The organism is Serratia sp. H402Y, from assembly GCF_051172415.1.
GTDB lineage: Bacteria > Pseudomonadota > Gammaproteobacteria > Enterobacterales > Enterobacteriaceae > Serratia > Serratia ureilytica.
In genome coordinates this window covers 99,107-121,997 of record NZ_JBPIYZ010000007.1, presented here as the reverse complement: position 1 = coordinate 121,997, position 22,891 = coordinate 99,107, and the positions used below count along the sequence as shown (strand labels likewise).

General features: G+C 61.0%; 18 protein-coding genes. 5 read left to right on the top strand and 13 right to left on the bottom strand.

What is annotated here, in order from left to right; all coding sequences use genetic code 11:
- Window positions 1-3: 3 nt before the first annotated feature.
- The 5 genes from glgX to asd all read right to left on the bottom strand — a co-directional run bounded on the left by glgX (window position 4) and on the right by asd (window position 7,035).
- Window positions 4-1,986 carry a glycogen debranching protein GlgX gene (glgX, locus tag ACSBQS_RS22995; protein WP_089192448.1) on the bottom strand — a complete coding sequence of 661 codons (1,983 nt, stop codon included), beginning with the start codon at window positions 1,984-1,986 and terminating at the stop codon, window positions 4-6.
- The gene (glgB, locus tag ACSBQS_RS22990; RefSeq protein ID WP_434991364.1) at window positions 1,983-4,169 is read right to left on the bottom strand and encodes a 1,4-alpha-glucan branching enzyme; all 2,187 of its coding nucleotides are present in this window, start codon (window positions 4,167-4,169) and stop codon (window positions 1,983-1,985) included. The genes glgX and glgB overlap by 4 nt, the downstream gene beginning before the upstream one ends.
- Window positions 4,170-4,644: 475 nt before the next feature.
- Complete coding sequence (locus ACSBQS_RS22985; RefSeq protein WP_033645311.1) at window positions 4,645-4,935, bottom strand: contact-dependent growth inhibition system immunity protein; 291 nt, start codon at window positions 4,933-4,935, stop codon at window positions 4,645-4,647.
- Window positions 4,936-4,943: 8 nt separating this feature from the next.
- On the bottom strand, window positions 4,944-5,774 hold the full coding sequence (locus ACSBQS_RS22980) for an RNase A-like domain-containing protein (RefSeq protein WP_047026502.1): 831 nt from the start codon (window positions 5,772-5,774) through the stop codon (window positions 4,944-4,946).
- Window positions 5,775-5,931: 157 nt separating this feature from the next.
- Window positions 5,932-7,035 (bottom strand): aspartate-semialdehyde dehydrogenase, encoded by a 1,104-nt coding sequence (asd, locus tag ACSBQS_RS22975; protein ID WP_016930397.1) that lies wholly within the window; start codon window positions 7,033-7,035, stop codon window positions 5,932-5,934.
- Window positions 7,036-7,429: 394 nt separating this feature from the next.
- On the opposite strand from asd, the gene ACSBQS_RS22970 reads away from it, so the two are divergent.
- A complete protein-coding gene (locus ACSBQS_RS22970) occupies window positions 7,430-8,023 on the top strand; it encodes a YhgN family NAAT transporter (protein ID WP_025159894.1) in 594 nt (197 codons plus the stop codon).
- Between the two features lie 30 nt (window positions 8,024-8,053).
- Here the strand turns inward: ACSBQS_RS22970 and gntK are convergent, their stop codons facing one another.
- The 4 genes from gntK to ACSBQS_RS22950 form a co-directional block, all read right to left on the bottom strand.
- Window positions 8,054-8,581, bottom strand: a complete 528-nt coding sequence (gntK, locus tag ACSBQS_RS22965; RefSeq protein ID WP_046687937.1) for a gluconokinase — start codon at window positions 8,579-8,581, stop codon at window positions 8,054-8,056.
- A 101-nt stretch (window positions 8,582-8,682) separates the two neighbouring features.
- Window positions 8,683-9,999: a gluconate transporter gene (gene gntT / locus ACSBQS_RS22960; protein WP_004930830.1), complete on the bottom strand. Its 1,317-nt coding sequence runs from the start codon at window positions 9,997-9,999 to the stop codon at window positions 8,683-8,685.
- Window positions 10,000-10,339: 340 nt separating this feature from the next.
- Window positions 10,340-11,335: a gluconate operon transcriptional repressor GntR gene (gene gntR / locus ACSBQS_RS22955; RefSeq protein ID WP_004930833.1), complete on the bottom strand. Its 996-nt coding sequence runs from the start codon at window positions 11,333-11,335 to the stop codon at window positions 10,340-10,342.
- A 294-nt stretch (window positions 11,336-11,629) separates the two neighbouring features.
- A complete protein-coding gene (locus ACSBQS_RS22950) occupies window positions 11,630-12,325 on the bottom strand; it encodes a pirin family protein (RefSeq protein WP_033651758.1) in 696 nt (231 codons plus the stop codon).
- A 389-nt stretch (window positions 12,326-12,714) separates the two neighbouring features.
- Between ACSBQS_RS22950 and ACSBQS_RS22945 the strand changes: the two genes are divergently transcribed.
- The gene (locus ACSBQS_RS22945; protein ID WP_197750111.1) at window positions 12,715-13,230 is read left to right on the top strand and encodes a GNAT family N-acetyltransferase; all 516 of its coding nucleotides are present in this window, start codon (window positions 12,715-12,717) and stop codon (window positions 13,228-13,230) included.
- A complete protein-coding gene (locus ACSBQS_RS22940; RefSeq protein ID WP_434991363.1) occupies window positions 13,223-14,404 on the top strand; it encodes a P1 family peptidase in 1,182 nt (393 codons plus the stop codon). Before ACSBQS_RS22945 ends, ACSBQS_RS22940 begins: the two co-directional genes overlap by 8 nt.
- A gap of 60 nt (window positions 14,405-14,464) precedes the next feature.
- Here the strand turns inward: ACSBQS_RS22940 and iolE are convergent, their stop codons facing one another.
- The 4 genes from iolE to iolD are packed head-to-tail and all read right to left on the bottom strand — an operon-like array spanning window position 14,465 to window position 19,341.
- Entirely contained in the window at window positions 14,465-15,361 is an 897-nt protein-coding gene (iolE, locus tag ACSBQS_RS22935; protein ID WP_197666850.1) for a myo-inosose-2 dehydratase, read from the bottom strand.
- Window positions 15,362-15,420: 59 nt separating this feature from the next.
- Window positions 15,421-16,305 (bottom strand): sugar phosphate isomerase/epimerase family protein, encoded by an 885-nt coding sequence (locus tag ACSBQS_RS22930; protein ID WP_033645316.1) that lies wholly within the window; start codon window positions 16,303-16,305, stop codon window positions 15,421-15,423.
- A 31-nt stretch (window positions 16,306-16,336) separates the two neighbouring features.
- Entirely contained in the window at window positions 16,337-17,359 is a 1,023-nt protein-coding gene (locus tag ACSBQS_RS22925; protein WP_047026504.1) for a Gfo/Idh/MocA family protein, read from the bottom strand.
- A 41-nt stretch (window positions 17,360-17,400) separates the two neighbouring features.
- Complete coding sequence (gene iolD, locus ACSBQS_RS22920) at window positions 17,401-19,341, bottom strand: 3D-(3,5/4)-trihydroxycyclohexane-1,2-dione acylhydrolase (decyclizing) (protein WP_033651763.1); 1,941 nt, start codon at window positions 19,339-19,341, stop codon at window positions 17,401-17,403.
- Between the two features lie 546 nt (window positions 19,342-19,887).
- Between iolD and ACSBQS_RS22915 the strand changes: the two genes are divergently transcribed.
- On the top strand, window positions 19,888-21,819 hold the full coding sequence (locus ACSBQS_RS22915; RefSeq protein ID WP_099784937.1) for a bifunctional 5-dehydro-2-deoxygluconokinase/5-dehydro-2-deoxyphosphogluconate aldolase: 1,932 nt from the start codon (window positions 19,888-19,890) through the stop codon (window positions 21,817-21,819).
- A gap of 203 nt (window positions 21,820-22,022) precedes the next feature.
- A complete protein-coding gene (locus ACSBQS_RS22910; RefSeq protein WP_004930856.1) occupies window positions 22,023-22,859 on the top strand; it encodes a MurR/RpiR family transcriptional regulator in 837 nt (278 codons plus the stop codon).
- The last annotated feature ends 32 nt before the right edge of the window (window positions 22,860-22,891 follow it).

Below are 22,891 nucleotides of genomic sequence, written 5' to 3'. Positions count from 1 at the left end.
TTATTATTTCCGTACCAGTACGCAAAGCGAGCGCGCGGCCTGGTGCCAGGCGGGCAATACCGCCCGTGAGTCTTCCTGAGTGAACGGGGCGACAACCTGCCAATCGCCTTCCGGCAACCTCATCTCCGTCGTTTGCGGCGTGGCGTTGATCAGCAGCAGCCAGCGCTGCGACAGCAGGATCTGCATGAGCGGCTCGCCCTGCTCCCACTGCTGCGCGTCGAGCGCCTGCCCTTGCGCGTTCAGCCACTGCACGCTGCCGTCGTCCTGCTGCCACCAGCGGTCCTGCTGCAGCGCGGGGATCTGGCGGCGCAGCGCGATCAGCGCCGCGACGTAATCGGTCAGCGCGTCGTCCGCCGTGGCCCAATCGAGCCAGGTGGTGACGTTGTCCTGACAATAGGCATTGTTGTTCCCCTGCTGGCTGTGTCCCTGTTCATCGCCGGCCAGCAGCATCGGCGTTCCCTGGGACAGCAACAGCGTGGCGAGCATCGCCCGTTGGCTGGCCCTGCGGCGTTGCACAATGGCGTCGTCGGCGACCAGGCCTTCGACGCCGTGGTTGTTGCTGAAATTGCGATCGCTGCCGTCGCGGTTGCCCTCGCCGTTGGGCTGATTGTGTTTCTCATTGAAGCTGACCACGTCCTGCAGGGTAAAACCGTCATGGGCGGTCAGCATATTGACGGTGGCGTAAGGCGCTCGCCCGCGCTGGTTATACAGATCGCTGGAAGCGGCAAAACGCCGGGCGAACTGGCCGAGCGATACGCCGCTCTGCAGCCAGAAACGACGCATGTCATCGCGGTAATGATCGTTCCATTCGGCGAAGCGGCCGGGAAACGCCCCTACCTGATAGCCGCCAGGGCCAATGTCCCAGGGTTCGGCGATCAGCTTGCAGCGCGACAGCACATCGTCCGCCAGCATCGCCTGGAACAGCGGCGCATCGCGATCGAACCCCGGCGTGCGGCCGAGCACGCTGCCCAGATCGAAACGGAAGCCGTCGACGTGGCACTCCCGCACCCAAAAACGCAGGCAATCCATCACCCAGGCCACGCCCTGCGGCTGATCCAACCGCAGCGTGTTGCCGCAGCCGGTGTCGTTGACATAGTCCCCTTCGGGCGTCAGCCAGTAGTAGCTCAGGTTATCGATGCCGCTCAGCGACAGCATCGGCCCGTCCATATCCAGCTCGGCGCTGTGGTTGAACACCACGTCGAGGATCACCTCGATGCCGGCTTTGTGCAGCGCCTTGACCGCATCGCGGAATTCGTTCAGCGGCGTGGCATCGGTGCTCAGGCTAGCGTAGCGGTTGTCCGGCGCATAGGGCGCCAGCACGTTATAGCCCCAATAGTTGATCAGCCCCAACCGCTGCAGGCGCGGTTCGGAGGTATGTTGCTGCACCGGCAGCAGTTCCAGCGCGGTGATGCCGAGGCGTTTGAAGTGGGCGATCATCGCCGGGTGCCCCAATGCGGCGAAGCTGCCGCGCAGCGCCGGCGGGATCTGCGGGTGCAGCAGCGTCAGGCCGCGCACGTGCGCTTCGTAAATCACCGTCTGTCCCCAGGGCGTGGCAGGCGGGCGATCGTCCTGCCAGTCATACTGTTCGTCCACCACCACGCACTTCGGCATCAGCTCCGCACTGTCGTGCGGGTCCGGCTGCTCGTAACCGCCGTGCAGGTGCGGGTGATCCGCCACCGGCCCTTCCACCGCGCGCGCGGCCGGATCGAGCGCCAGTTTGTTGGGGTTAAAACGCTGTCCGTTCGCCGGGTCAAACGGGCCGTAGACCCGGTAACCGTAACGTTGCCCCGGCCTGCCGCCCGGTAAGTAGCCATGCCAGATATCGCCGCTGCGCGCCGGCAGCGGCAGGCGCACTTCGCGCTGCTGGCCGTCGAACAGGCACAGCTCCACCCGCTCGGCGTGCGCCGAGTACAGGGTAAAGTTGATGCCTTCGCCGTCGTAATGCGCGCCCAGCGGCGCGGCGAGGCCGGCCGTCAGCTCCGTCATGGCGCCTCCCGCAGCAGATAAATGGTCGCCAGCGGCGGCAGCGTTACGCAGATGGAGAAGTCGCGGCCGTGGCTGCCGACCGCTTCGGAAGAGACCCGCCCCTGATTGCCGGCGTTGCTGCCGTGATAGTGGTGCGAATCGGTATTGAGGATCTCGCGGTAGTCACCGGCGCGCGAGAGGCCGATGCGGTAGCGGTAGCGCGGCACCGGGGTAAAGTTGCTGATGGCGATAAGCTCATTGCCCTGCGAATCGTAGCGCGCGAAGGCGAACACCGAGTTGTCGTGATCGTCGACCACCAGCCACTCGAAGCCGTCAGGCCGGTAGTCGCGCTCGTACAGCGGCGCCTGCTGCCGGTAGCAGTGGTTCAGATCGCGCACCAGCCGCTGCACGCCGTTATGCCAGTTATCCAACCCTTCCAATAAATGCCAGTCGAGGCTGGTATCGAAATTCCACTCGCGCCCCTGTGCGAATTCGCAGCCCATAAACAGCAGCTTCTTGCCCGGATGCGCCCACATAAAGCCGTAATAGGCGCGCAGGTTGGCGAATTTCTGCCAGGCGTCGCCCGGCATACGGTCGAGGACCGATTTTTTGCCGTGCACCACTTCATCGTGCGAGATAGGCAGCACGAAGTTCTCGGTATAGGCGTACAGCATGCCGAAGGTCATCTGGTTGTGGTGATACTTGCGGTGCACCGGATCGCACTTCATGTAATTGAGCGTGTCGTGCATCCAGCCGAGGTTCCATTTGTAGTGGAACCCAAGGCCGTTGGCGTCCGGCGGCAGGGTGACGCCGGGATAGTCGGTGGATTCCTCCGCCAGCGTCACCGCGCCCGGCTGCGCCTGGCCGATAGTCTGGTTGGTATAACGCAGGAAGGCGATGGCCTCCAGATTCTCGTTGCCGCCGTAGTAATTCGGCACCCACTCGCCGTCGGCGCGGCTGTAGTCGCGATAGATCATCGACGCCACCGCATCCACCCGCAGCGCGTCGATGCCGAAGCGCTCCAGCCAATACAGCGCGTTGCCCGCCAGGTAGTTGCGCACCTCGTGGCGACCGTAGTTGTAAATCAGCGTATTCCAGTCCTGATGGTAGCCCTCGCGCGGATCGGCGTATTCGTACAGCGCAGTGCCATCGAAATTCGCCAGGCCGTAGGCGTCGCTGGGGAAGTGCCCCGGCACCCAGTCGAGGATCACGTTGATGCCCGCCTCATGCGCCGCCGCCACAAACGCCCTGAAGTCGGCCGGCGTGCCGAAGCGCCGGGTCGGCGCATACAGTCCCAGCGGCTGGTAGCCCCAGCTGCCGTCGAACGGGTGCTCGTTGACCGGCAGCAGCTCGATATGGGTGAATCCCATGTCCTTTACATAGTCGATCAGCTGCACCGCCAGTTCACCGTAGCTGAGCCAAAAGTGGTTATCGGTGTGGCGGCGCCATGAGCCGAGATGCACCTCGTAAATGGCGATCGGCTGGTCAAAATCGTTGGCGCGGCGGCGCGCCGGCGTCGACGGCACCACCTCCGGCAGCGGCGCCACCAGCGAGGCGGTATCCGGGCGCATCTGTGCCTCAAAGGCGTAAGGATCGGCTTTCAGTTGGGTATTGCCATAGCAATCGACGATTTCATATTTGTACAGCTGCCCGGCCCGCACGCCGGGCAAGAACAGCTCCCAGATGCCGTTCTCACGCCGCAGACGCATCGGGTGGCGGCGGCCGTCCCAGAAGTTGAATTCCCCCACCACCGAGACGCGCTGCGCGTTGGGCGCCCAGACCGCAAAGCTGACACCGTCGACGCCATCCAGCGTGACGAGGTGAGCGCCCAGCCGTTCATAGGGGCGCAGGTGCGTACCTTCGGCCAATAACCAGCTGTCGATATCCTGCAGCAGCGGGCCGAACCGGTAGGGATCGTCGACGATCTGTTGATGATCGCGCCAGCTGACCTGCAGCTGATAGCGGAAAGGATTTTTTCGCCGCGGCACCACGGCGCTGAAGAAACCGCGCGGATCGTCGCAGTTCAGCTGCACCAGTCGCCGGCCGGTTTGCTGTTCCACCAGCCAGACTGCGCGGGCGTCCGGCAGCAGCGCGCGCACTTGCAGACCGTTATCGGTCGCATGCATGCCAAGCAGAGCAAAGGGATCGGCGTAATGGCCGGAGATGATCTGATCAATCACGTCACGATCGGGAAGTACAGGCATAGTCTTCTTCCTTAGATTAACAGCATGATCTAAGCACGGCTTGTTGGTTATTCCTTGGCCGTTTTGGTCATCATGCAATGCATTCGGACTCTAAAGCGTGATTGCGGTCGGTTATTGACCAATCTTTACTCTGCCGACCTGAATTTCGCTCTTTATGCTTATTTTTTGAAATATTTCAGTCATGGTGAAAAAGTGTTCACCCCTGCGTTAAGCATAGCCAATGTCTGTTAAAAACTGCTCGGCATTGGTGAGGAAAATTCTTCATTAAGAAAACTGCCAGCCTGACGGCATCTGCATGCGGCGGCCGACGAGAAGAGATGCGGGGTACAGCCCAATGAAACGAGACTTGCGATAACGCTGCCCGACGCGGCGCGCAGCGAACAAAAAAGCGGAAAATAAGGCGTTAGGGGGCTGAAAGCGCTCAACCCCCAGGAAGTGCGGGTTTACAACAAAGTACAGAAGCAGCAGGTATCGCCTATTCCAAAGCAGAGATCACCTTCTCAAGAAACGATCGCGCCGTGTATCCCCATGGCGCTGGTGCAAACTCCCCATCAGCAAGTTCAGCAACAGCAAGTTCAAGCTGTTGTTCCTCAGGATATTGCGCCAGCAACGCTCGTGCTTCATCGACGGTTTTTCTCACTGTCGCGGTATTTTCCGTCTCCCGATAAGAGGCCAGGATCTCTTCTACAGACTCTCCAAATAAATCATAATCTTGCCCAAAAAAAACACGCACAAGTGTACCGAGATTAGCGACTGAAAAGCCCATAGGGTCCCTTATCTGATAATGGGGTAAGCGGTTAAAATGTAATACGGCTTACCGTTGTAAATTTTCTTTAGCAAGACAACCCGCACGCTGTTGGACGTTAATTGAATTGTGCTTCCTTGCCTGTAGCCAAAACCAACCGCCTTACCCACCTTATGCGTGAGTTCAAGCACGTTGGCCGAAGTAGGCTGTTGCGCCCAGCGCTTAATAAGCGCGTTATTCACTTTCAACGCCCGACTAATCGCGTCTTCAGCAGTACGTAAATCTGTAAATGTCGAGGCTGACTGTAAACCAGGACTCTTTGCCAAGCGCTCCAGCAGCTCTTCTGAACTTTTAGCAACATGCTTAGCAATAGTGTGCCCACCTCCTTTTGCACCGGCTATAGACTCGTGTTCAAGCAATTTTAATTGCCCCACCCGAACGGAAGCCACGCGTACAGCGCCTAAAGCGGTTGCAAACACCAAAGGAACGGCAATATCTACCGTTAAACCGACGTTGTAAGCCATATCTTCGTCGGCCCCCAGACTCTGAGCCAGCAAAACCGCCGACTTGTAAGTGTCTGTAGTCAATGATCGGCCGGTAATGATCTGATTTGATGCGGTTTTTATGCTATCCATGCTATGAGTGCCAACGACCACGCATCCCACTTTGGTTAACAATGTTGGGTCAGGCGCATAGCACATCACCCCAGCCCCAAGAAGTTCGACGACTCCCCCCGCTAAACCCAGTCCACCCATGAGCCGATTACCCCAGGTTTCCCCTTCTGTGACCGTGCTATCCGACATCACGGCCGCTAGCTGCACGGGTGAAAGCGCGACCTGCAATCCTTCGTTGGAAATCATATCCCTATACCTGCGCTATGTTGCCAATGCGCTTATAAATATCACAGGGAAGATTAACTTGTAACCACATTCAGACCATACCGACATGACTCCGCTCATATGAAAAAGCCCGCAATAAGCGGGCTTTGAAATACAACAGATGAACTGGCGAGCGGGTTTACAGCAGGATGCGCAGCATGCGGCGCAGCGGCTCGGCCGCGCCCCACAGCAGTTGGTCACCCACGGTGAACGCCGACAGGTACTCCGGCCCCATATTCAGCTTGCGCAGACGGCCGACCGGCGTATTCAGCGTGCCGGTCACCGCCGCAGGCGTCAGTTCGCGCATGGTCAGCTCGCGGTCGTTCGGGATCACGCGCACCCAGTCGTTGTGCGTCGCCAGCATCTGCTCGATTTCCGGCAGCGACACGTCTTTTTTCAGCTTCAGGGTGAACGCCTGGCTGTGGCAGCGCAGCGCGCCCACGCGCACGCACAGGCCATCGACCGGGATCACGCTGCCGGTGTTGAGGATCTTGTTGGTCTCCGCCTGGCCTTTCCACTCTTCGCGGCTCTGGCCGTTGTCGAGCTGCTTGTCGATCCACGGGATCAGGCTGCCGGCCAGCGGCACGCCGAAGTTGTCGGTCGGCAGTTTGCCGCTGCGGGTCGCCTCGGTCACCTTGCGTTCGATATCCAGAATGGCGGAGGCCGGATCCTGCAGCTCTTTCGCCACATCGGCGTGCAGCATGCCCATTTGGGTCAGCAGTTCGCGCATGTGGCGAGCGCCGCCGCCGGAGGCCGCCTGGTAGGTGGCAACCGACGCCCACTCAACCAGATCGTTGGCGAACAGGCCGCCGAGGGACATCAGCATCAGGCTGACGGTGCAGTTGCCGCCGACGAAGGTTTTGATGCCTTTGTCCAGGCCCTGCTGAATCACCGCGTGGTTGACCGGATCCAGAATGATGATGGCGTCATCCTGCATGCGCAGCGACGAGGCTGCGTCGATCCAGTAACCCTGCCAACCGCTGGCGCGCAGCTTAGGATAAACTTCGTTGGTATAATCGCCGCCCTGACAGGTAATAATGATATCGAGCGCGCTCAGGGCGTCGATGTCATAGGCATCCTGCAGCGTGCCCTGCTGGCCGCCGAAGGCCGGCGCGGCAGAACCGTGCTGCGAGGTGGAGAAAAAGACCGGGCGAATGGCGTCGAAATCGCGCTCTTCCGTCATGCGTTGCATGAGAACCGAGCCGACCATTCCGCGCCAACCGATGAAACCAACGTTTTTCATGATATCTGTGTCCCGCCCGGATAAGGGCTTATTAGGTGATAACGAGTTGTGTGCAATATCTCCTCACCTTACAAAATGTCGGCGCGGGCGCAAAGTGAATTTATTCGATGGCTGGGGATTTCTCAGCAATCCTTCTTATATAGCCGTCGTCTTTCAAACTGCAGCGTTGTTACCTGCACGTAGTTACGTGGCCCATCCGTGGGCCACGCCCCAAGGGGCCGCTGCGAGCAGCGTTCAAATCTGCTCCCGGCAGATTTGTCATACCCCAGTCACTTACTTGAGTAAGCTCCTGGGGATGCGATCGCTGGGCGCCTAGCTGCAATTTGAAATCCATAGGGTATAGGCAAGGACGCGGCCGAAAAGGCCGAGGCGTTTTCCCAATCACGAGGGCACCATGACAGAGATGATTTCCGCTACGGTATTGCTGTTTTTAATTATGGATCCGCTGGGCAACCTGCCGATTTTCATGTCGGTGCTCAAACACCTGGAACCGCGCCGCCGCCGCGTGGTGTTGATTCGCGAGCTGCTGATCGCCCTGCTGCTGATGCTGATCTTCCTGTTCGCCGGCGAGAAAATTCTGGCGTTCCTCAACCTGCGCACCGAAACCGTCTCCATTTCCGGCGGCATCATCCTGTTTCTGATCGCCATCAAGATGATTTTCCCCTCGCAGGAAGGAAACAGCTCCGGGCTGTCCGCCGGCGAGGAGCCGTTCCTGGTGCCGCTGGCGATCCCGCTGGTGGCCGGGCCGTCGATTCTGGCTGCATTGATGCTGCTGTCGCACCAGTATCCGCATCAGCTGCCCCATCTGGTGGCGGCGCTGTTGATCGCCTGGGGCCTCTCTGCGGCCATTTTGCTGATGTCGAACCTGTTCCTGCGCCTGCTGGGCAGCAAAGGCGTCAGCGCGCTGGAGCGGTTGATGGGGCTGATTCTGGTGATGCTGTCGACCCAGATGTTCCTGGACGGCGTGCGGGCTTACATGAAGCTGTAGGCGCCTGGCGGCGCCGACAACGGCCCGCGCTCAGCGGGCGGTAACGCGGCGAATATAGGCGAGCGTATCGGCGACCACGCCGTCCAGCGGCTGGTTGATGTCGATCGCTTGCACATCCGGCTCCTGCTCGCCCGGCTCTTCCAACGTGGCGAACTGCGAAACCAGCATCTGCGGTTTGAAGAAGTGACCTTTGCGCTGCTTCAGGCGCTCCTCGATCACCGCCTTGTCGCCTTTCAGGTAGAGGAAATGCAGGTTGCTATTCCCTTCGCGCAGGCGGTCGCGATAGCTTTTCTTCAGCGCCGAGCAGACCAGCAGCGACACGGGATTGGTGCGTTGCATGGCGAAGATGGCGTCGTTCAAGGCCGCCAGCCACGGGGCGCGATCGTTGTCGTCCAGCGCATGCCCGGCAGCCATCTTGTTGATGTTAGCGCGCGGATGCAGGTAATCGCCGTCCAGCATGGCGGCATCGGCCTCGCGGGCGACGGCGCTGGCTACGGCGGATTTGCCGCTGCCGGACACGCCCATCAGGATAAATACGTGATTCTGCGGATTGCTCATTGTGTCATGCCCTTATGGGAACTGGCGCAAACGCGCCAAATGCGTCCCGACTGATAAAGATACTTTGGAACGCCGACGCCCCTCAGGGCGCCGGATAAAGATTATACGACCGTCGCCAGCAGCAGGCAGCCCACCAGGCCGCACACCGAGATGATGGTTTCCAGCACCGACCAGGATTTGATGGTTTCCATGATGCTCAGGTTGAAGTACTCCTTGAACAGCCAGAAACCCGGATCGTTGACGTGCGAGAAGATAACGCTGCCGGAACCGACCGCAATCACCATCAGCTCAGGGCTGACGCCGGTAGTGGCGATCAGCGGCGCCACGATGCCGCCGGCGGTGATTGCCGCCACGGTGGCGGAACCCAGCGCCAGACGCAGCGCGGCGGCGATCGACCAGGCCATCAGGATCGGCGAAACGTTGCTGCCTTCCATCAGACCGGCGATGTACTTCTCGACGCCGCTGTCCACCAGCACCTGCTTGAAGGCGCCGCCGCCGCCGATGATCAACAGCATCATGGCGATGATTTTAATCGAATCGGTGATGGTGCCCATCACTTCATCCATGGTGCGGCCGCGGTTCAGGCCGAAGGTGAAGATAGCGATCAGCACGGCGATCAGGGTCGCCATCACCGGGTCGCCGAAGAACTCGGCGAAGCGCAGCAGGCTGTGGCCCTTCGGCAGCACCATTTCAGCGACCGCGCGCAGCGCCATCAGGATCACCGGCACCAGCGACGTGGCGACGCTGACGCCAAAGCTCGGCATCTCCGCGTCGGTAAAGGTTTTCGGGTTGTACAGGCCTTCCGGCACCGGCTTGTCGATGCCTTTCAGGAAGCGGGCATAGACCGGGCCGGCCAGGATCACCGTCGGGATCGCCAGCAGCGTGCCGTACAACAGGGTTTTACCCATGTCGGCATGGAAGATGGTGGCGATGGCGGTCGGGCCCGGGTGCGGCGGCAGGAAGCCGTGAGTCACCGACAGCGCGGCGGCCATCGGCACGCCGACGTACAGCAGCGGAATGCGCGCGGAGGCGGCGATGGTGAACACCAGCGGCAGCAACAGCACGAAGCCCACTTCGTAGAACAGCGCGAAGCCGACGGTGAAACCGGTCAGCACCACCGCCCATTGAATGTGTTTTCTGCCGAACTTGTCGATCAGCGTGGTGGCGATGCGCTGTGCGCCGCCGCAGTCCGCCAGCAGCTTGCCGAGCATGGCGCCGAAGCCCATGATCAGCGCCAGGCTGCCCAGCGTGCCGCCCACGCCGGCCTTGATGGAGCCGATGACCTTATCGACCGGCATCCCCTGTGCAATCCCGACCGCCAGAGCAACCAGAACCAGAGAGATAAAGCCGTTCAGCTTGAAGCGGATCATCAGCAGCAGCAGCAGCGCTACGCCGCCTGCAACAATCACTAATGGCATAGTTTTTCTCCAACCTTTTATCGCGACTCTCTTTACGATAGGCGTAAAGCGTGCGGTTGTTTTATTTTTAGGCTCTTTCCCGGTGTTTAAGAAGAGCTGTAGGTGTTGTTGATTCAGAGGTTCAGTCTTGCAGCAAGATGACCGCCCACTCGTTGTTACCGGTATCATGATACCGGTAACAACATAAGCCTCGGAACCGGGTAAGCGGCTAAAATTCGCGTTCTGGGACAGAGATCAAACTTATGTCGGCAACGAGCGGCGGGCTTACAGGCGGGATAACCAGCGCGCCTCAGGGCGCGCTGCAAAAAGAAAGGGTGTTAAAACAGAACGTTAAAATGGCTCAGATGCTGCCGCCGGGGATCACGGTGAAACCGACGTCCACCATGCGCGGACACACCGTTTCCCCGCGCAGCCGGGCCAGCAGGCGCTCGGCGCCGATCTGCCCCATGCGCTCGCGCGGGGTCAGCACGCTGGCCAGCTTCGGCACCATCACCTGACCGATGTCATGGCCGTGGAAACCGGCGATCGCCATGTCCTGCGGGATCGACAGCCCCTGTCGCTGGCACTCGAAGGCCGCGCCGATCGCCAGGTCATCGTTGGTGCAGAAGATACTGTCGATCTGCGGATAATCGCGCTGCGCCTGGCGCAGCAGCTCGCCGCCGGCGGAATAGGAGGAAGAACGCGCGGTCATGATGCTGTACGGCTCCAGGCCGGATTCACGCATCGCCTGCTCATACCCCTGTTGTTTGATGATAGTACGTTCATCCTGACGGGCGCCGAAGTAGACCACGTGACGGTGGCCGTGCGCGATGATTTGCTGCGTCATCTGGCGCGCCGCCTCGAAGTTGTTGAAGCCCACCGCCAGATCGATGCACGGCGAGACGCAGTCCATCAGCTCTACCACCGGAATGCCCGCCACCTCGATCATCTTCAGGGTGCGCGGCGTGTGGTGGCGCTCGGACAGGATCAAACCGTCGATATTGTAAGACAGCAGCGAGGTCAGACGCTCTTCTTCGCGCTCCGGCAGATAGCCGTAGTGCGCCAGCATGGTCTGGTAGTTGTGCGCGTCGGTCACGCTTTCGATGCCGCGCAGCACTTCGGCGAACACCTGGTTGGTCAGCGACGGCAACAGCACGCCAATCGCCCGGCTGGTGGCGTTGGAGAGAATGTCCGGCGCGCGGTTGGGGATGTAGCCCAGCTCATCCAGCGCGACGGCGATTTTTTGCTGCAGGGCGGCGGAAACCTGGTCGGGATTGCGCAGATAACGGCTCACCGTCATCTTGGTCACGCCCACCTTGTCCGCCACATCCTGGAGTACCGGCCGTTTTTTCTTCATTATCAATGAACTGACTAACCGTGAATGGGCAGTCATTTTAGCAAAAAAAACGGCGCGCCGATATTGTCGGTTATGCGACGGCCAACGCAAAAAGGGCTCACACCGTGAGCCCTTCATACGCAGACAAAGGGGGAAAAAGCGTGGTTTCTCCCCCTTTGTGACGAGCAGCCGAAAATCAATAAATTGATTTTCCTTGTTTTTATATGTTTTGCCGGCGTTAAGTCAGGCAACGTCGGCAGGCGAATCACTCACTTCAAGGGCTCACACCGTGAGCCCTTGATATTTACCGCTTAATCACACCGGCGGCAGATCGAACAGCAGGATTTCGCTCTCTTCGTCGGCCTGAATCGTCAGCGCCGATTCATCCCACACCGCAAACGCGTCGCTGATGCCGGCGGCCTGGCCATTGACCGAGACCTTGCCGCGCACCACCTGGATCCAAATGCGGCGTCCGGCGTCGATCGCGTATTCCGCCTGCTCACCTTTATTCAGCGCCCAACGCGACAGCGTCATGTCCTGGAACACCTTCAGCGAGCCGTCACGCGCATCCGGCGACAGCACCAGCTGACGGCCCTGCGGCGCGTCGAACATGCGCTGTTCGTAGCGCGGCTCCAGCCCGACCTGATCCGGGATGATCCAAATCTGGTACAGGTGCAACGGACGATCCTGATTGGCGTTGTACTCGGAGTGACGCACGCCGGTGCCCGCACTCATGATCTGGAATTCGCCGGCCTGGATCTGCTCCTTGTTGCCCATGCTGTCCTGGTGTTCCACCGTGCCGCTCAGCACGTAGGTCAGGATTTCCATGTCTTTATGCGGGTGGGTACCGAAACCCTGCCCTGCGTCGATCACATCTTCGTTGATCACCCGCAGCGCCGAGAACCCCATAAAGTTCGGATCGTAGTAATCGGCAAATGAGAAGGTGTGCCAGCTATCCAGCCAGCCATGATTGGCGTGGCCGCGGTCTTCCGCTTTACGTACATAAATCATATTCAACTCTCCTCAATGTTTTTTTACAGTCTAGTCCTGCCAGCAGAATAAGAAAGCGTAAAAAACTCATGCCTCTGTTCAAAAATTTCGATGAAATGAAACGGCGGATGGGCAGCGGATTTGTTGAAAGCGGGAACGACTGAAAAATGGCAAAAAAAAAGCCAGCACCCGAGCTGGCTAAGTAAACACTGGAAGCAATGTGAGCAATGTCGTGCCTTCGCAGCGAGAGTATCAAGGGTTGATGCCCTCCCCGGAACGCATCGCAATAATAATCATTATCATTCGCACCTGTAAAGCGTTTTTTTTGACCCGTTTAAATAATATTGACTCAAGGCAGTAAACGGATAAATTCAGAGGTTATTCAACCGGTAAGCGACAGGAGCAGCGAGATGAGCGAGATCGTGATACGCCACGTGGAAACAACGGATGCGCAGGCCCTGCATCATCTTTATTCTCAGACGCCCGTCTACCGCGATACGCTGCAGCTCCCGCTACCGTCCGTCGACTCCTGGCAGAAGCGCCTCGCCAATCCCGAACCGGGCACGCATAACCTGGCCGCCATCATCGACGGGCAGCTTGCCGGCCAGTTGGTTGTGATGCTGAATCAGCGCGTTCGCCGCCGCCACGTCGCCACCTTTGGCATCGGCGTCGATCCGCGCTACCACGGTAAAGGCGTCGGCAGCCGCCTGATGCAGGCGATGCTCGACCTGTGCGACAACTGGGCGGCCATCGAGCGCATCGAACTGACGGTGTTCACCGATAACCCGGCGGCCATCGCGCTGTACCGCAAATTCGGCTTTGAGATAGAGGGCACCAGCCGCGCCTATGCCATGCGCGACGGCGTGCTGGTCGATGCCTACCATATGGCGCGTCTGCGCTCCGGGCAGCCACGCGCAGATGCGTGATCTCATCCCCCCGCAGGGGCCGCTGCGCCGGCCCCTTAACATCAACCGCCGAACTTTTTTACAAGCGCTGGCCGGCCTGACCGCCGCCGCCGGCATGTTCTCTCCCCTCACCCCATTAGGTGCCGCTATGCCAACTTCCGCCACCGGGCGCCCTGGCGCCCGCAACCTGATTACCGATGTGCCGGGCCTGAAGGTCGGCGTGGCGCAGGACAGCCGGGTGCGCACCGGCGCGACGGTGATCCTGCCGGACAGCCCAGCGATGGCCGCCGTGGACGTGCGCGGCGGCGGCCCCGCCACCCGGGAAACCGACGCCTTGGGCGAAGACAATCTGGTGCAAACCATCGATGCGCTGACGTTCAGCGGCGGTTCAGTTTACGGCCTGGCGGCGACGGACGGCGTCGCGGCCTGGCTGGGGCAACAGGGCCGAGGCTACGCGCTGCGCCCAGCGCCCGGCGTGCCGGTCTCCCCGATCGTGCCCACCGCCTGCCTGTACGATCTGGCCAACGGCGGTGACAAAAACTGGCAGCTCACGCCGCCGTATCGCCAGTTGGGCATCGACGCGGTCGGCAAGGCTGGATTGGACTTTCCGCTGGGCACCGTCGGCGCCGGCTACGGCGCCATGACCGGCATGGGCAAGCTGAAAGGCGGCCTCGGTTCGGCGTCTATCGTCGCCGCCAACGGCGCTACCGTCGGCGCGCTGGTGGCGGTCAACAGCCTGGGTGCGGTGGTAGCGCCCGGCACCCGCGCCTTCTGGGCGACGCCCTATGAAATTGACGGTGAATTCGGCAACGGCGGCGCGGCGGCGCTGGCGCAACTGCACGCTCAGGGCGAAGACTGGATGGTGCAAGAGCCGCAGGGCGGCAGAAAGAACACCACCCTGGCCTGCATCGCCACCGACCTGGCGCTGACGCGCGTGGAGTTGAAACGGGTGGCCATCATGGCGCAAGACGGCATGGCGCGCGCTATTCGCCCGCTGCACAGCCCGTTTGACGGCGACGTGGTGTTCGCCCTGTCCACCGGGCGGCGCGAGGTACAGGGCAGCCGCGAACTGGCGGTGCTGCAGATCGGCGCGCTGGCGGCGGACACCCTGGCTCGGGCGATCGCCCGGGGCGTGTATGCCGCCACGCCGTGGCCGGGCAGCCAGGTTGCCACCTGGCGAACGCTCGGCGGCTAACGCGCCGCCATCAAAAAGGGGCGCTGGCGGCGCCCCTCGAGTTTTATTGCCCCTTACCGCTTAAATGCCGGCGGTTTCCCGAATATAGCGGCGCGCTTTCACCGCATACTCGAACGGGTTGGCCAGCGCCGGATCCTGCTCGGCCTCCACCACCATCCATCCCTTGTAACCGCGCTCGTCCAGCAGCTTGAACACCGGCCTGAAGTCGATCACGCCATCACCCGGCACGGTGAAGGTGCCCTTCTTCACGCCGTCGAGGAAGCTCAGCTTGTTGGCCTTCACTTCCGCCACCACCTCATCGCGCACGTCCTTCAGATGGACGTGGTTGATGCGCGGCAGATACTTCTCCAGGATCGCCATCATCGCCTGCTGGCTGCCTTCCGAATAGTAGGCGTGGCCGGTATCGAACAGCAGGTAGACGTCGTCGTTGACCATACTCATGTAGCGATCGATTTCGGCGGTGGTCTGAATGCCGGTGCCCATGTGGTGGTGCAGACACACCTGCATGCCTTTGCCGGCGGCGATCTTCGCCAGCTCGTTGTAACCGGCGGCCACCCGCCGCCACTCTTCATCGCTGAAGTACGGCTTCTCTTCGAACACCCCTTTGGTGGTGCCCTGAATGCTCTTGCTCTGTTCGGAACAGCCGATCACCCTGGCGCCCATGGCATGCAGGAAATTCATGTGGTTGATAAATTCATCGATGGTTTTGTCTTTCTGACCATCGGCGAAAAAGGTGCTGAACCAGGCGTTGCAGATCTGGATGCCGCGAATATCCAGCATCGGCTTCAGCACCGCCGGATCGCGCGGATATTTGCTGCCCACTTCGCTGCCGGTGAAGCCGGCCAGCGCCATTTCGCTGACGCACTGCTGAAAGGTGTTTTCCTTGCCCAGATCGGGCATGTCGTCGTTGGTCCAGCCGATCGGCGCAATGGCCAATTTCACGTTGTCTTTATTCATGGTCTGCCTCGGTCCTTGGAGGGCCGCCGGTGCAAACGCCGCCGGCGAGCCGAATAAGATTAGTTGCCCAACAGCTCTCTTTCGATGCGCTCTCTGGTCGCCACCGCCTGGCTCGGCATCTTTTCCGGATAGCCGAACAGCGAGGTGCAGATGATCGATTCGCCGCCGACCTTGAAGCTGCGGTTGGCGAATTCCATGTCGCGCAGCGTCTGGAACAGGGCGTCGAAATTCACCTCGCCTTCGCCGATGCCGACATGCTGGTGCACCGCGGCGTCAACGCCCGGCGGGTTGACGATATAGCGGCAGTGCTTGGTGTGATTCATGGTGTCGGCGATCAGCACGTGGGAAAGATCGTCCCCGGCGTACTTCAGCATGCCGGCCACGTCGCCCTGCCCCTTGTCGTAGTAGAAGGTGTGCGGCACGCTGTAGAGGTATTTGACGTGGTCGCTGCGCAGCGATTTCACCAGATCGGCGGTTTCGTTGCTCAGCTCACAGAAGTCCCACGGATGCGACTGGATCTCCATACGGATGCCCTCACGCTCGACGATCGGCAGCAGCTCCTCCATCGAGCGATACCACAGCTCCTCGCAGATCTCCGGCTCGTTGGGGTTACCGGCCAACTCGGTGTTGATCACCTGCACGCCCATCTCCACCGCGATTTCGATCATCCGTCGCCAGTTTTTGACCGCCGCCTGGCGGCGATCTTCCCCCGGCCCGGACCAGCGATACACCACGATAAATGAGGATATTTCCACGCCGGTCGCTTTCAGGGCGTTTTTATACTCCGCCATGATTTCGCGGCTGGCCTTCGGATGCTTGTAAAACGGGTTGATCTGCGGGTGCGGCGACTGCTCGATGTACTTATAGCCCCAGTCCGCCACCTGCTGAACCATTTTGGTCACGCCCAAATCCCGGATAACGTCGACATCAAAAGCGATCTTCATGGTCACTCCTCTGCAATCGTGGGTACGGGGTTCAAGCCGATGGCTTGTTGTAAAACGCCGGGCGCGCCGGCAGGGTCACCGGTACGATCTCGCCGCTGAGCTGGGCCGCCACGCAGGCGTCGGCGGTCACGGCGGCGGCGTAGCCGTCCCAGGCAGAAGGCCCGGTCAGTTGGCCCGCGGCCACGTCGTTGATGAACCCCTGCAGCTCGACGTCATAGGCGTCGATAAAGCGATCCTTCCAGTCGGTCAGGATTTCGGTCGACAGGCGGGCGCCGCTACGCAGCTGCACCGAGGACGGCTCCGGCAGTTTGGCGATGCCGGTTTCCCCCACCACTTCACACTGAATGTCGTAGCCGTACTGACAGTTAACGAAAATCTCGACGTCGATGCGCGTGCCTTTGGCGGTTTCGAACAGCACAATCTGCGGATCTTTCAGATGCGGGAACGCCTTCGGGCTCTTGCGCGGGAACACCACCTGCACCGACACATAGTCGTCGTCGAGCAGCCAGCGCAGCACGTCGATTTCGTGGATCAGGGTGTCGGTGATCGCCATATCGGTGGTGTAAGCCTCGCCGACCGTCGGGTTGCGGTGCGCACAGTGCAACATCAGCGGTTCGCCGATCTGGCCGCTGGTCAGCACCTGTTTCAGCGCGCGATAGCCCTGGTCATAGGGGCGCATAAAACCGACCTGCACCAGCCGCTTGCCGTACTTCGCTTCGGCATCGACGATGTTTTTGCAGCCCTGCGCGGTCACCGCCAGCGGTTTCTCGCAGAACACCGGTTTGCCGGCGGCGATGGCCGCCAGCACGAATTCTTCGTGGCTCGGCCCCCAGGAGGTGACCAGCACCGCCTGCACGTCGGCGGCCTTGATCAGATCGTGGCCGCTGTCATACACCCGCGCATCCAGCTGCAGATCGTTCACCGCCTTGGCGGCGTTGTCGCGATTGATGTCGTTCACCGCCACGACGCGGGCGCCCTGCAAAACTTTGCTGCAGCGACGGATATGATCGCGGCCGATGGCGCCGGTGCCGATAACCCCAATGTTCAAAGTCATTTTCGCTACCCTCTTGAAAGTGTGTTGTGTTCGAAAACGAATCAGTAATCGCGCGCCTTATCGATGTTTTCCTGCAGCTTGCGCGCCACTGCGACGATTTTCTCGCTGTCGGCCACCTGAGCGCCGCCCACGCGCCACCAGCTGAGGTACTTGTGCACCATGGTCTTCGGCAGCACTTTGATGTCGAGCAGCGTGGACACGGTTTGCCTGCGGGCGTCGGCCAGCGCGTCGAGCAGCTGCTGCTCGGTGGTGACGCGATAGGTTTTGCAGCCGTAAGCCGCCGCCAGCATGGCGAAATCGACCGGCACCAGTTTGCCGTCGAGCTTGCCGCCCTCTGGATTACGGAAGCGGAATTCGGTGGTGTAACTGTCCATGCCGTGTTCCATCTGCAGGTTGTTGATGCAGCCGTTGGTCATGTTGTCAAACAGCACCACGTTGATCTTGCAGCCTTCCTGAATCGAAGTGACCAGCTCGGAATGGAGCATCATGAAGGCGCCGTCGCCCACCATCGCGTACACCTCGCGCTGCGGCTCGGCCAGCTTGACCCCCAATGCGGCGTTCACCTCGTACCCCATGCAGGAGTAGCCGTATTCCACGTGGTAACCGTGCTCGCCATGGTTGTGCCACACCCGCTGCAGGTCGCCCGGCAGGCTGCCGGCGGCGGCCACAATCACGCTGTCCGGCGGCAGCTCGCGGTTCAGCACCCCCAGCACCCGGCTTTGCGTCATCGCCGAGTCGGTCTGCGCGATAAATTCGGCGAACACCCGTTCGCGATCGAGGTGATCGTCTATTTCCGGCACAAAGCCTGCGCCGCTGTATTCCACCGCGTAAACCCGCTCGGTCTCTTCACGCTGGGCGCCGCGCGCCGCGGCGATGGCGTCGCCCCAGCCGGCGCGATAATCAGCCTGCGCCAGCAGCGCGCTCAGTTCGCTCAGGCCCTCGCGGGCGTCCGCCAGCACCTGCACGCCGTCGAGCTTGCCGGCGTCAAAGGCGCTGACGTTGATATTGAGGAAGCTGACGTCCGGATGTTGAAACAGCCATTTGGACGAGGTGGTGAAATCGGTGTAACGGGTGCCGACGCCAATCACCAGATCGGCCTGACGGGCCAGCGTGTTGGCCGCCAGGCAGCCGGTTTCGCCGATGCCGCCGAGGTTGAATTCATGGTCGCTCGGCACTGCGCCTTTGCCGGCCTGGGTTTCGGCGAACGGAATGCCGAAGCGCTCGGCGAATTCGCGCAGCGCCCGCCCGGCCTGCGAGTACTTCACGCCGCCGCCGCACACCAACAGCGGTTTGCGTTTGGCCGTCAGCAGCGCCAAGGCGTCCGCCAACATGCCATCGGTCGCCGGGCGGCGATCGAGCCGGTGCACGCGTTTTTGGAAGAAATAGTCGGGGTAGTCGTAGGCTTCCCCCTGCACGTCCTGCGGCAGACACAGCGTCACCGCGCCGGTTTCCGCCGGATCGGTCAGCACGCGCATCGCGTTGATGCAGGCGCTCATCAGCTGTTCCGGCCGCACGATGCGGTCCCAGTACTTGCTCACCGCGCGGAACGCGTCGTTGGTGCTGATGCTGAGATCGTAAGACTGTTCGATTTGCTGCAGCACCGGATCCGGCTGGCGGGAAGCGTAAACGTCGCCCGGCAGCAGCAATAAAGGGATGCGGTTGGCGGTGGCGGTAGCCGCGGCGGTGATCATATTGGCGGCGCCGGGGCCGACCGAGGAGGTGCAGGCGTAAATCTGCCGGCGCAATTTCTGCTTGGCGAAGCCGATCGCCGCGTGAGCCATCCCCTGTTCGTTACGGCCCTGGTGTACCCGCAGATCGCCACTATCCTGTTCCAGCGCTTGCCCCAGCCCCAGTACGTTGCCGTGGCCGAAAATCGCGAAAATGCCCGCGACGAATTTGGTTTCCACCCCGTCGGCCAGCAGATACTGGTTATCGAGAAATCTGACGAGCGCCTGCGCCATGGTTAGCCTGATCTTGCCCATTTACTCACCCTTTAGATTGAGGGCCGCCCCGGAAAGGGCTCGCGCCGAGCCGACAATCCCGTGTTTGTGTTACGCGGCGGCAGCTATTATCTTGAGCAGGCGATGCCCGCTGCTCACGAAGTCGACAACCTGAAACGTGAAGCGATTATAAACAAATATATTTTTCATAAAATCACATTACAGAAGAAACATTTCATTTTGCGATAAAGATCGCATATTAGATGAAAAGCCCGTTTCATCTCGTGGTTTGGCCTTTACCGGCTTAGCGCCGCGCACCGGCCGGGGAATGCCATCAGCACGCAGGGCGACCGTCTTTCATCCTGCCCCGGCGCCTCTTTGCCGCACGCCCTCCGCCACCCTCTCATGGCGACTTAATCCGCTTTTTCCGCTCCTCCGTCGATGTTTTAAACGCATCACATTTTTGGGGTGTAAATTTCATTCCATATTGAAATTGAAATTTTCATTCCCCATACTGTTCCCATGCTTCCTGCAAGGCGCCACGCTCGGGCCGCCGCCGGAGTTTTGCTTAAACAGAAGGAAACGGGTATGGCTACACAAGAAAAACAGCTTGATGTCATTTGTCTCGGGCGCATCGCCGTCGATTTCTATGCTCAGCAAATCGGCGCGCGTCTGGAAGACGCCGGCACATTCGCCAAATACCTCGGCGGCTCTTCCGGCAACGTGGCCTACGGCACCGCCATTCAGGGGTTGAAATCCGGCATGCTGGCCCGCGTCGGCGATGAACACATGGGCCGCTTTCTGCGTGAAGAGCTGCAGCGCGTCGGGGCCGATACCCGCTGTCTGATCACCGACAAACACCGGTTAACCGGCCTGGTGATCCTCGGCATCAAGGATCAGGAAACCTTCCCGCTGATCTTCTACCGCGAAAACTGCGCGGACATGGCGCTGACGCCGGACGACATCGACGAAACCTACATCGCCAGCGCACGCGCGCTGGCCATCACCGGCACGCACCTGTCGCACCCGAACACCCGCGCCGCCGTGTTGAAGGCGCTGGAATACGCGCGCCGCCACGGTTTGCGCACCGCGCTCGACATCGATTATCGCCCGGTGCTGTGGGGGCTGACGTCGCTGGGCGACGGCGAAACCCGCTTTGTGGAATCGGCACAGGTGACCCGCGAGCTGCAGGAAGTGCTGCACCAATTCGATCTGATCGTCGGCACCGAAGAGGAATTTCATATCGCCGGCGGCAGCACCGATACGCTGACGGCGCTGAAAAACGTGCGCCGGACGACCGCGGCCACGCTGGTGTGCAAGCGCGGCGCGCAGGGCTGCTCGGTGTTCGAAGATGACATCGCCGACGACTGGGCGCAGGTGAAGCTGCACGCCGGCGTGCGGGTGGAGGTGCTGAACGTGCTGGGGGCCGGCGACGCCTTTATGTCCGGTCTGCTGCGCGGCTATCTGAACGATGAGGGTTGGGATCAGGCCTGCCGCTACGCCAACGCCTGCGGCGCATTGGTGGTCTCGCGCCACGGCTGCGCGCCGGCCATGCCGACCAAACGGGAGCTGGACGACTACCTGCAGCGTGAACAACAGGTCACGCGCCCGGACCGCGACGCGCGCCTGAACCACCTGCACCGGGTCACCACCCGCAAGCAACAGTGGCCGGAACTGTGCGTGTTCGCCTTCGATCACCGCAAGCAGCTGGCGGACATGGCGCGCGAAGCCGGCGTCGGCGAGGAACGCATCCCGCGTCTGAAGACCCTGCTGCTCACTGCGGCGCAACAAGCTGCCGCGCAGGCCGGCCTCGACGGCAACAGCGGCATTCTGGCCGACACCACCTACGGGCAGGCGGCGCTGAACGAAATCACCGGCCAGGGATGGTGGATCGGCCGGCCGGTGGAGCTGCCCAGCTCGCGCCCGCTGCGCCTGGAGCACGGCAATATTGGCTCGCAATTGATCGACTGGCCGCAGGAGCACGTGGTGAAGTGCCTGGTGTTTTATCACCCGCACGACGCGGCGGAACTGCGCCGCGAACAGGATGCGCTGATCGCCGACGTCTACCGCGGCTGCTGCAAATCCGGTCACGAACTGCTGCTGGAGGTGATCCTGCCGGACAGCAACGCCGACAAGGACGAGCGCTATTACCTGGAGATGATTGAACACTTCTACCACATGGGCATTCAGCCGGACTGGTGGAAACTGCCGCCGCTGAGCGCGGAAAACTGGCAGCGGGTCGGCGCGCTGATCGACGCCTGCGATCCCGACTGCCGCGGCGTGCTGATCCTGGGGCTCGACTCCCCGGAGGCGGTGCTGAAGGCGGGCTTTGCCGCCGCCGCAGATGCGCGCTGGGTGAAAGGTTTCGCCGTCGGCCGCACCATTTTCGGCCAACCTTCGCGCCGCTGGCTACAGGGGGAAATCGACGACGCGGCCCTGATCGAGCAGGTGAAACAAAAATACCTGACGCTGATCGGTTTCTGGCGCCAGTACCGTCCGCAGGCGGGCGGCGCGCACTGACAGCAACAGCAGGTTCACGTCCCCTTAAGGCCATTTCGCCGCTTTAAGGGGATTTTTTTGCCCATTTTCTGTGAAGTCGCGCAATGTGCGATCGAATAAATCGCTTTTTGAGGAAATGAAATTTCCGCTCCGTCTGTTAAAATACCCTGTCAATATTTCAGGCGTCAGGCCAATGCGCCTTCACCCCACTGCGAGCCGAATGGATGAACAACCCAACTCAACTTTCGCTGTTACAGGACGAGATCCGCCACCGTTATGAAACGCTGAGCAAGCGTTTGAAGCAGGTGGCGCGCTACATTTTGGATAACAGTAACAGCATCGCTTTCGATACCGTTGCCTCCATCGCCGCACAGGCCAGCGTGCCGCCCTCCACGCTGATCCGTTTCGCCAACGCCTTCGGCTTCAGCGGCTTCAACGAAATGAAGCAGGTGTTCCGTCAGCATCTGATGGAAGAGACGGTGAACTATACCGAGCGCGCGCGTCTGTTCCGCCAAACCTCCACCGACGACAACGTCGCGCCGGAGAAACCGGCGGAGATTCTCAACGTGTTCACCATGGTCAACGCGCAGGCGCTGCAGCAGCTGGCGATGCAGATCGCCCCCGAGCAGCTGGATCGCGCCGTCGAGCTGCTCAACAACGCCGAAAACATCTACGTGATCGGCCTGCGCCGCTCGTTCAGCGTCGCTTCCTACCTCACCTATGCGCTGCGCCATCTGGAGCGCCGCGCGTTTCTGATCGACGGCCTGGGCGGGATGTTCACCGAACAGCTGAGCATGGTGAAACCGAAGGACGTGGTGATCGCCATCAGCTATTCGCCGTACGCCCGCGAGGCGGTGGAACTTGTGGAATTGGGCGCCAAGCGCGGCGCGCAGCAGATCGCCATCACCGACAGCCAGGTCAGCCCGCTGGCCGCCTTCAGCGACGTCTGTTTCGTGGTGCGCGAAGCGCAGGTGGACGGGTTCCGCTCGCAGGTGGCTTCGATGTGCCTGGCGCAGACGCTGGCGGTCTCGCTGGCGCTGAATAACGCCCGGGACGAGTAAAGCTGACAAAAAAGCCCGGCAAGCCGGGCCTC

Bases quoted from the DNA above. Each gene is read 5' to 3' on its own strand.
- glgX (WP_089192448.1), bottom strand. From the start codon at position 1,986: ATGACGGAGCTGACGGCCGGCCTCGCCGCGCCGCTGGGCGCGCATTAC.
- glgB (WP_434991364.1), bottom strand. From the start codon at position 4,169: ATGCCTGTACTTCCCGATCGTGACGTGATTGATCAGATCATCTCCGGC.
- ACSBQS_RS22985 (WP_033645311.1), bottom strand. From the start codon at position 4,935: ATGGGCTTTTCAGTCGCTAATCTCGGTACACTTGTGCGTGTTTTTTTT.
- ACSBQS_RS22980 (WP_047026502.1), bottom strand. From the start codon at position 5,774: ATGATTTCCAACGAAGGATTGCAGGTCGCGCTTTCACCCGTGCAGCTA.
- asd (WP_016930397.1), bottom strand. From the start codon at position 7,035: ATGAAAAACGTTGGTTTCATCGGTTGGCGCGGAATGGTCGGCTCGGTT.
- ACSBQS_RS22970 (WP_025159894.1), top strand. From the start codon at position 7,430: ATGACAGAGATGATTTCCGCTACGGTATTGCTGTTTTTAATTATGGAT.
- gntK (WP_046687937.1), bottom strand. From the start codon at position 8,581: ATGAGCAATCCGCAGAATCACGTATTTATCCTGATGGGCGTGTCCGGC.
- gntT (WP_004930830.1), bottom strand. From the start codon at position 9,999: ATGCCATTAGTGATTGTTGCAGGCGGCGTAGCGCTGCTGCTGCTGCTG.
- gntR (WP_004930833.1), bottom strand. From the start codon at position 11,335: ATGAAGAAAAAACGGCCGGTACTCCAGGATGTGGCGGACAAGGTGGGC.
- ACSBQS_RS22950 (WP_033651758.1), bottom strand. From the start codon at position 12,325: ATGATTTATGTACGTAAAGCGGAAGACCGCGGCCACGCCAATCATGGC.
- ACSBQS_RS22945 (WP_197750111.1), top strand. From the start codon at position 12,715: ATGAGCGAGATCGTGATACGCCACGTGGAAACAACGGATGCGCAGGCC.
- ACSBQS_RS22940 (WP_434991363.1), top strand. From the start codon at position 13,223: ATGCGTGATCTCATCCCCCCGCAGGGGCCGCTGCGCCGGCCCCTTAAC.
- iolE (WP_197666850.1), bottom strand. From the start codon at position 15,361: ATGAATAAAGACAACGTGAAATTGGCCATTGCGCCGATCGGCTGGACC.
- ACSBQS_RS22930 (WP_033645316.1), bottom strand. From the start codon at position 16,305: ATGAAGATCGCTTTTGATGTCGACGTTATCCGGGATTTGGGCGTGACC.
- ACSBQS_RS22925 (WP_047026504.1), bottom strand. From the start codon at position 17,359: ATGACTTTGAACATTGGGGTTATCGGCACCGGCGCCATCGGCCGCGAT.
- iolD (WP_033651763.1), bottom strand. From the start codon at position 19,341: ATGGGCAAGATCAGGCTAACCATGGCGCAGGCGCTCGTCAGATTTCTC.
- ACSBQS_RS22915 (WP_099784937.1), top strand. From the start codon at position 19,888: ATGGCTACACAAGAAAAACAGCTTGATGTCATTTGTCTCGGGCGCATC.
- ACSBQS_RS22910 (WP_004930856.1), top strand. From the start codon at position 22,023: ATGAACAACCCAACTCAACTTTCGCTGTTACAGGACGAGATCCGCCAC.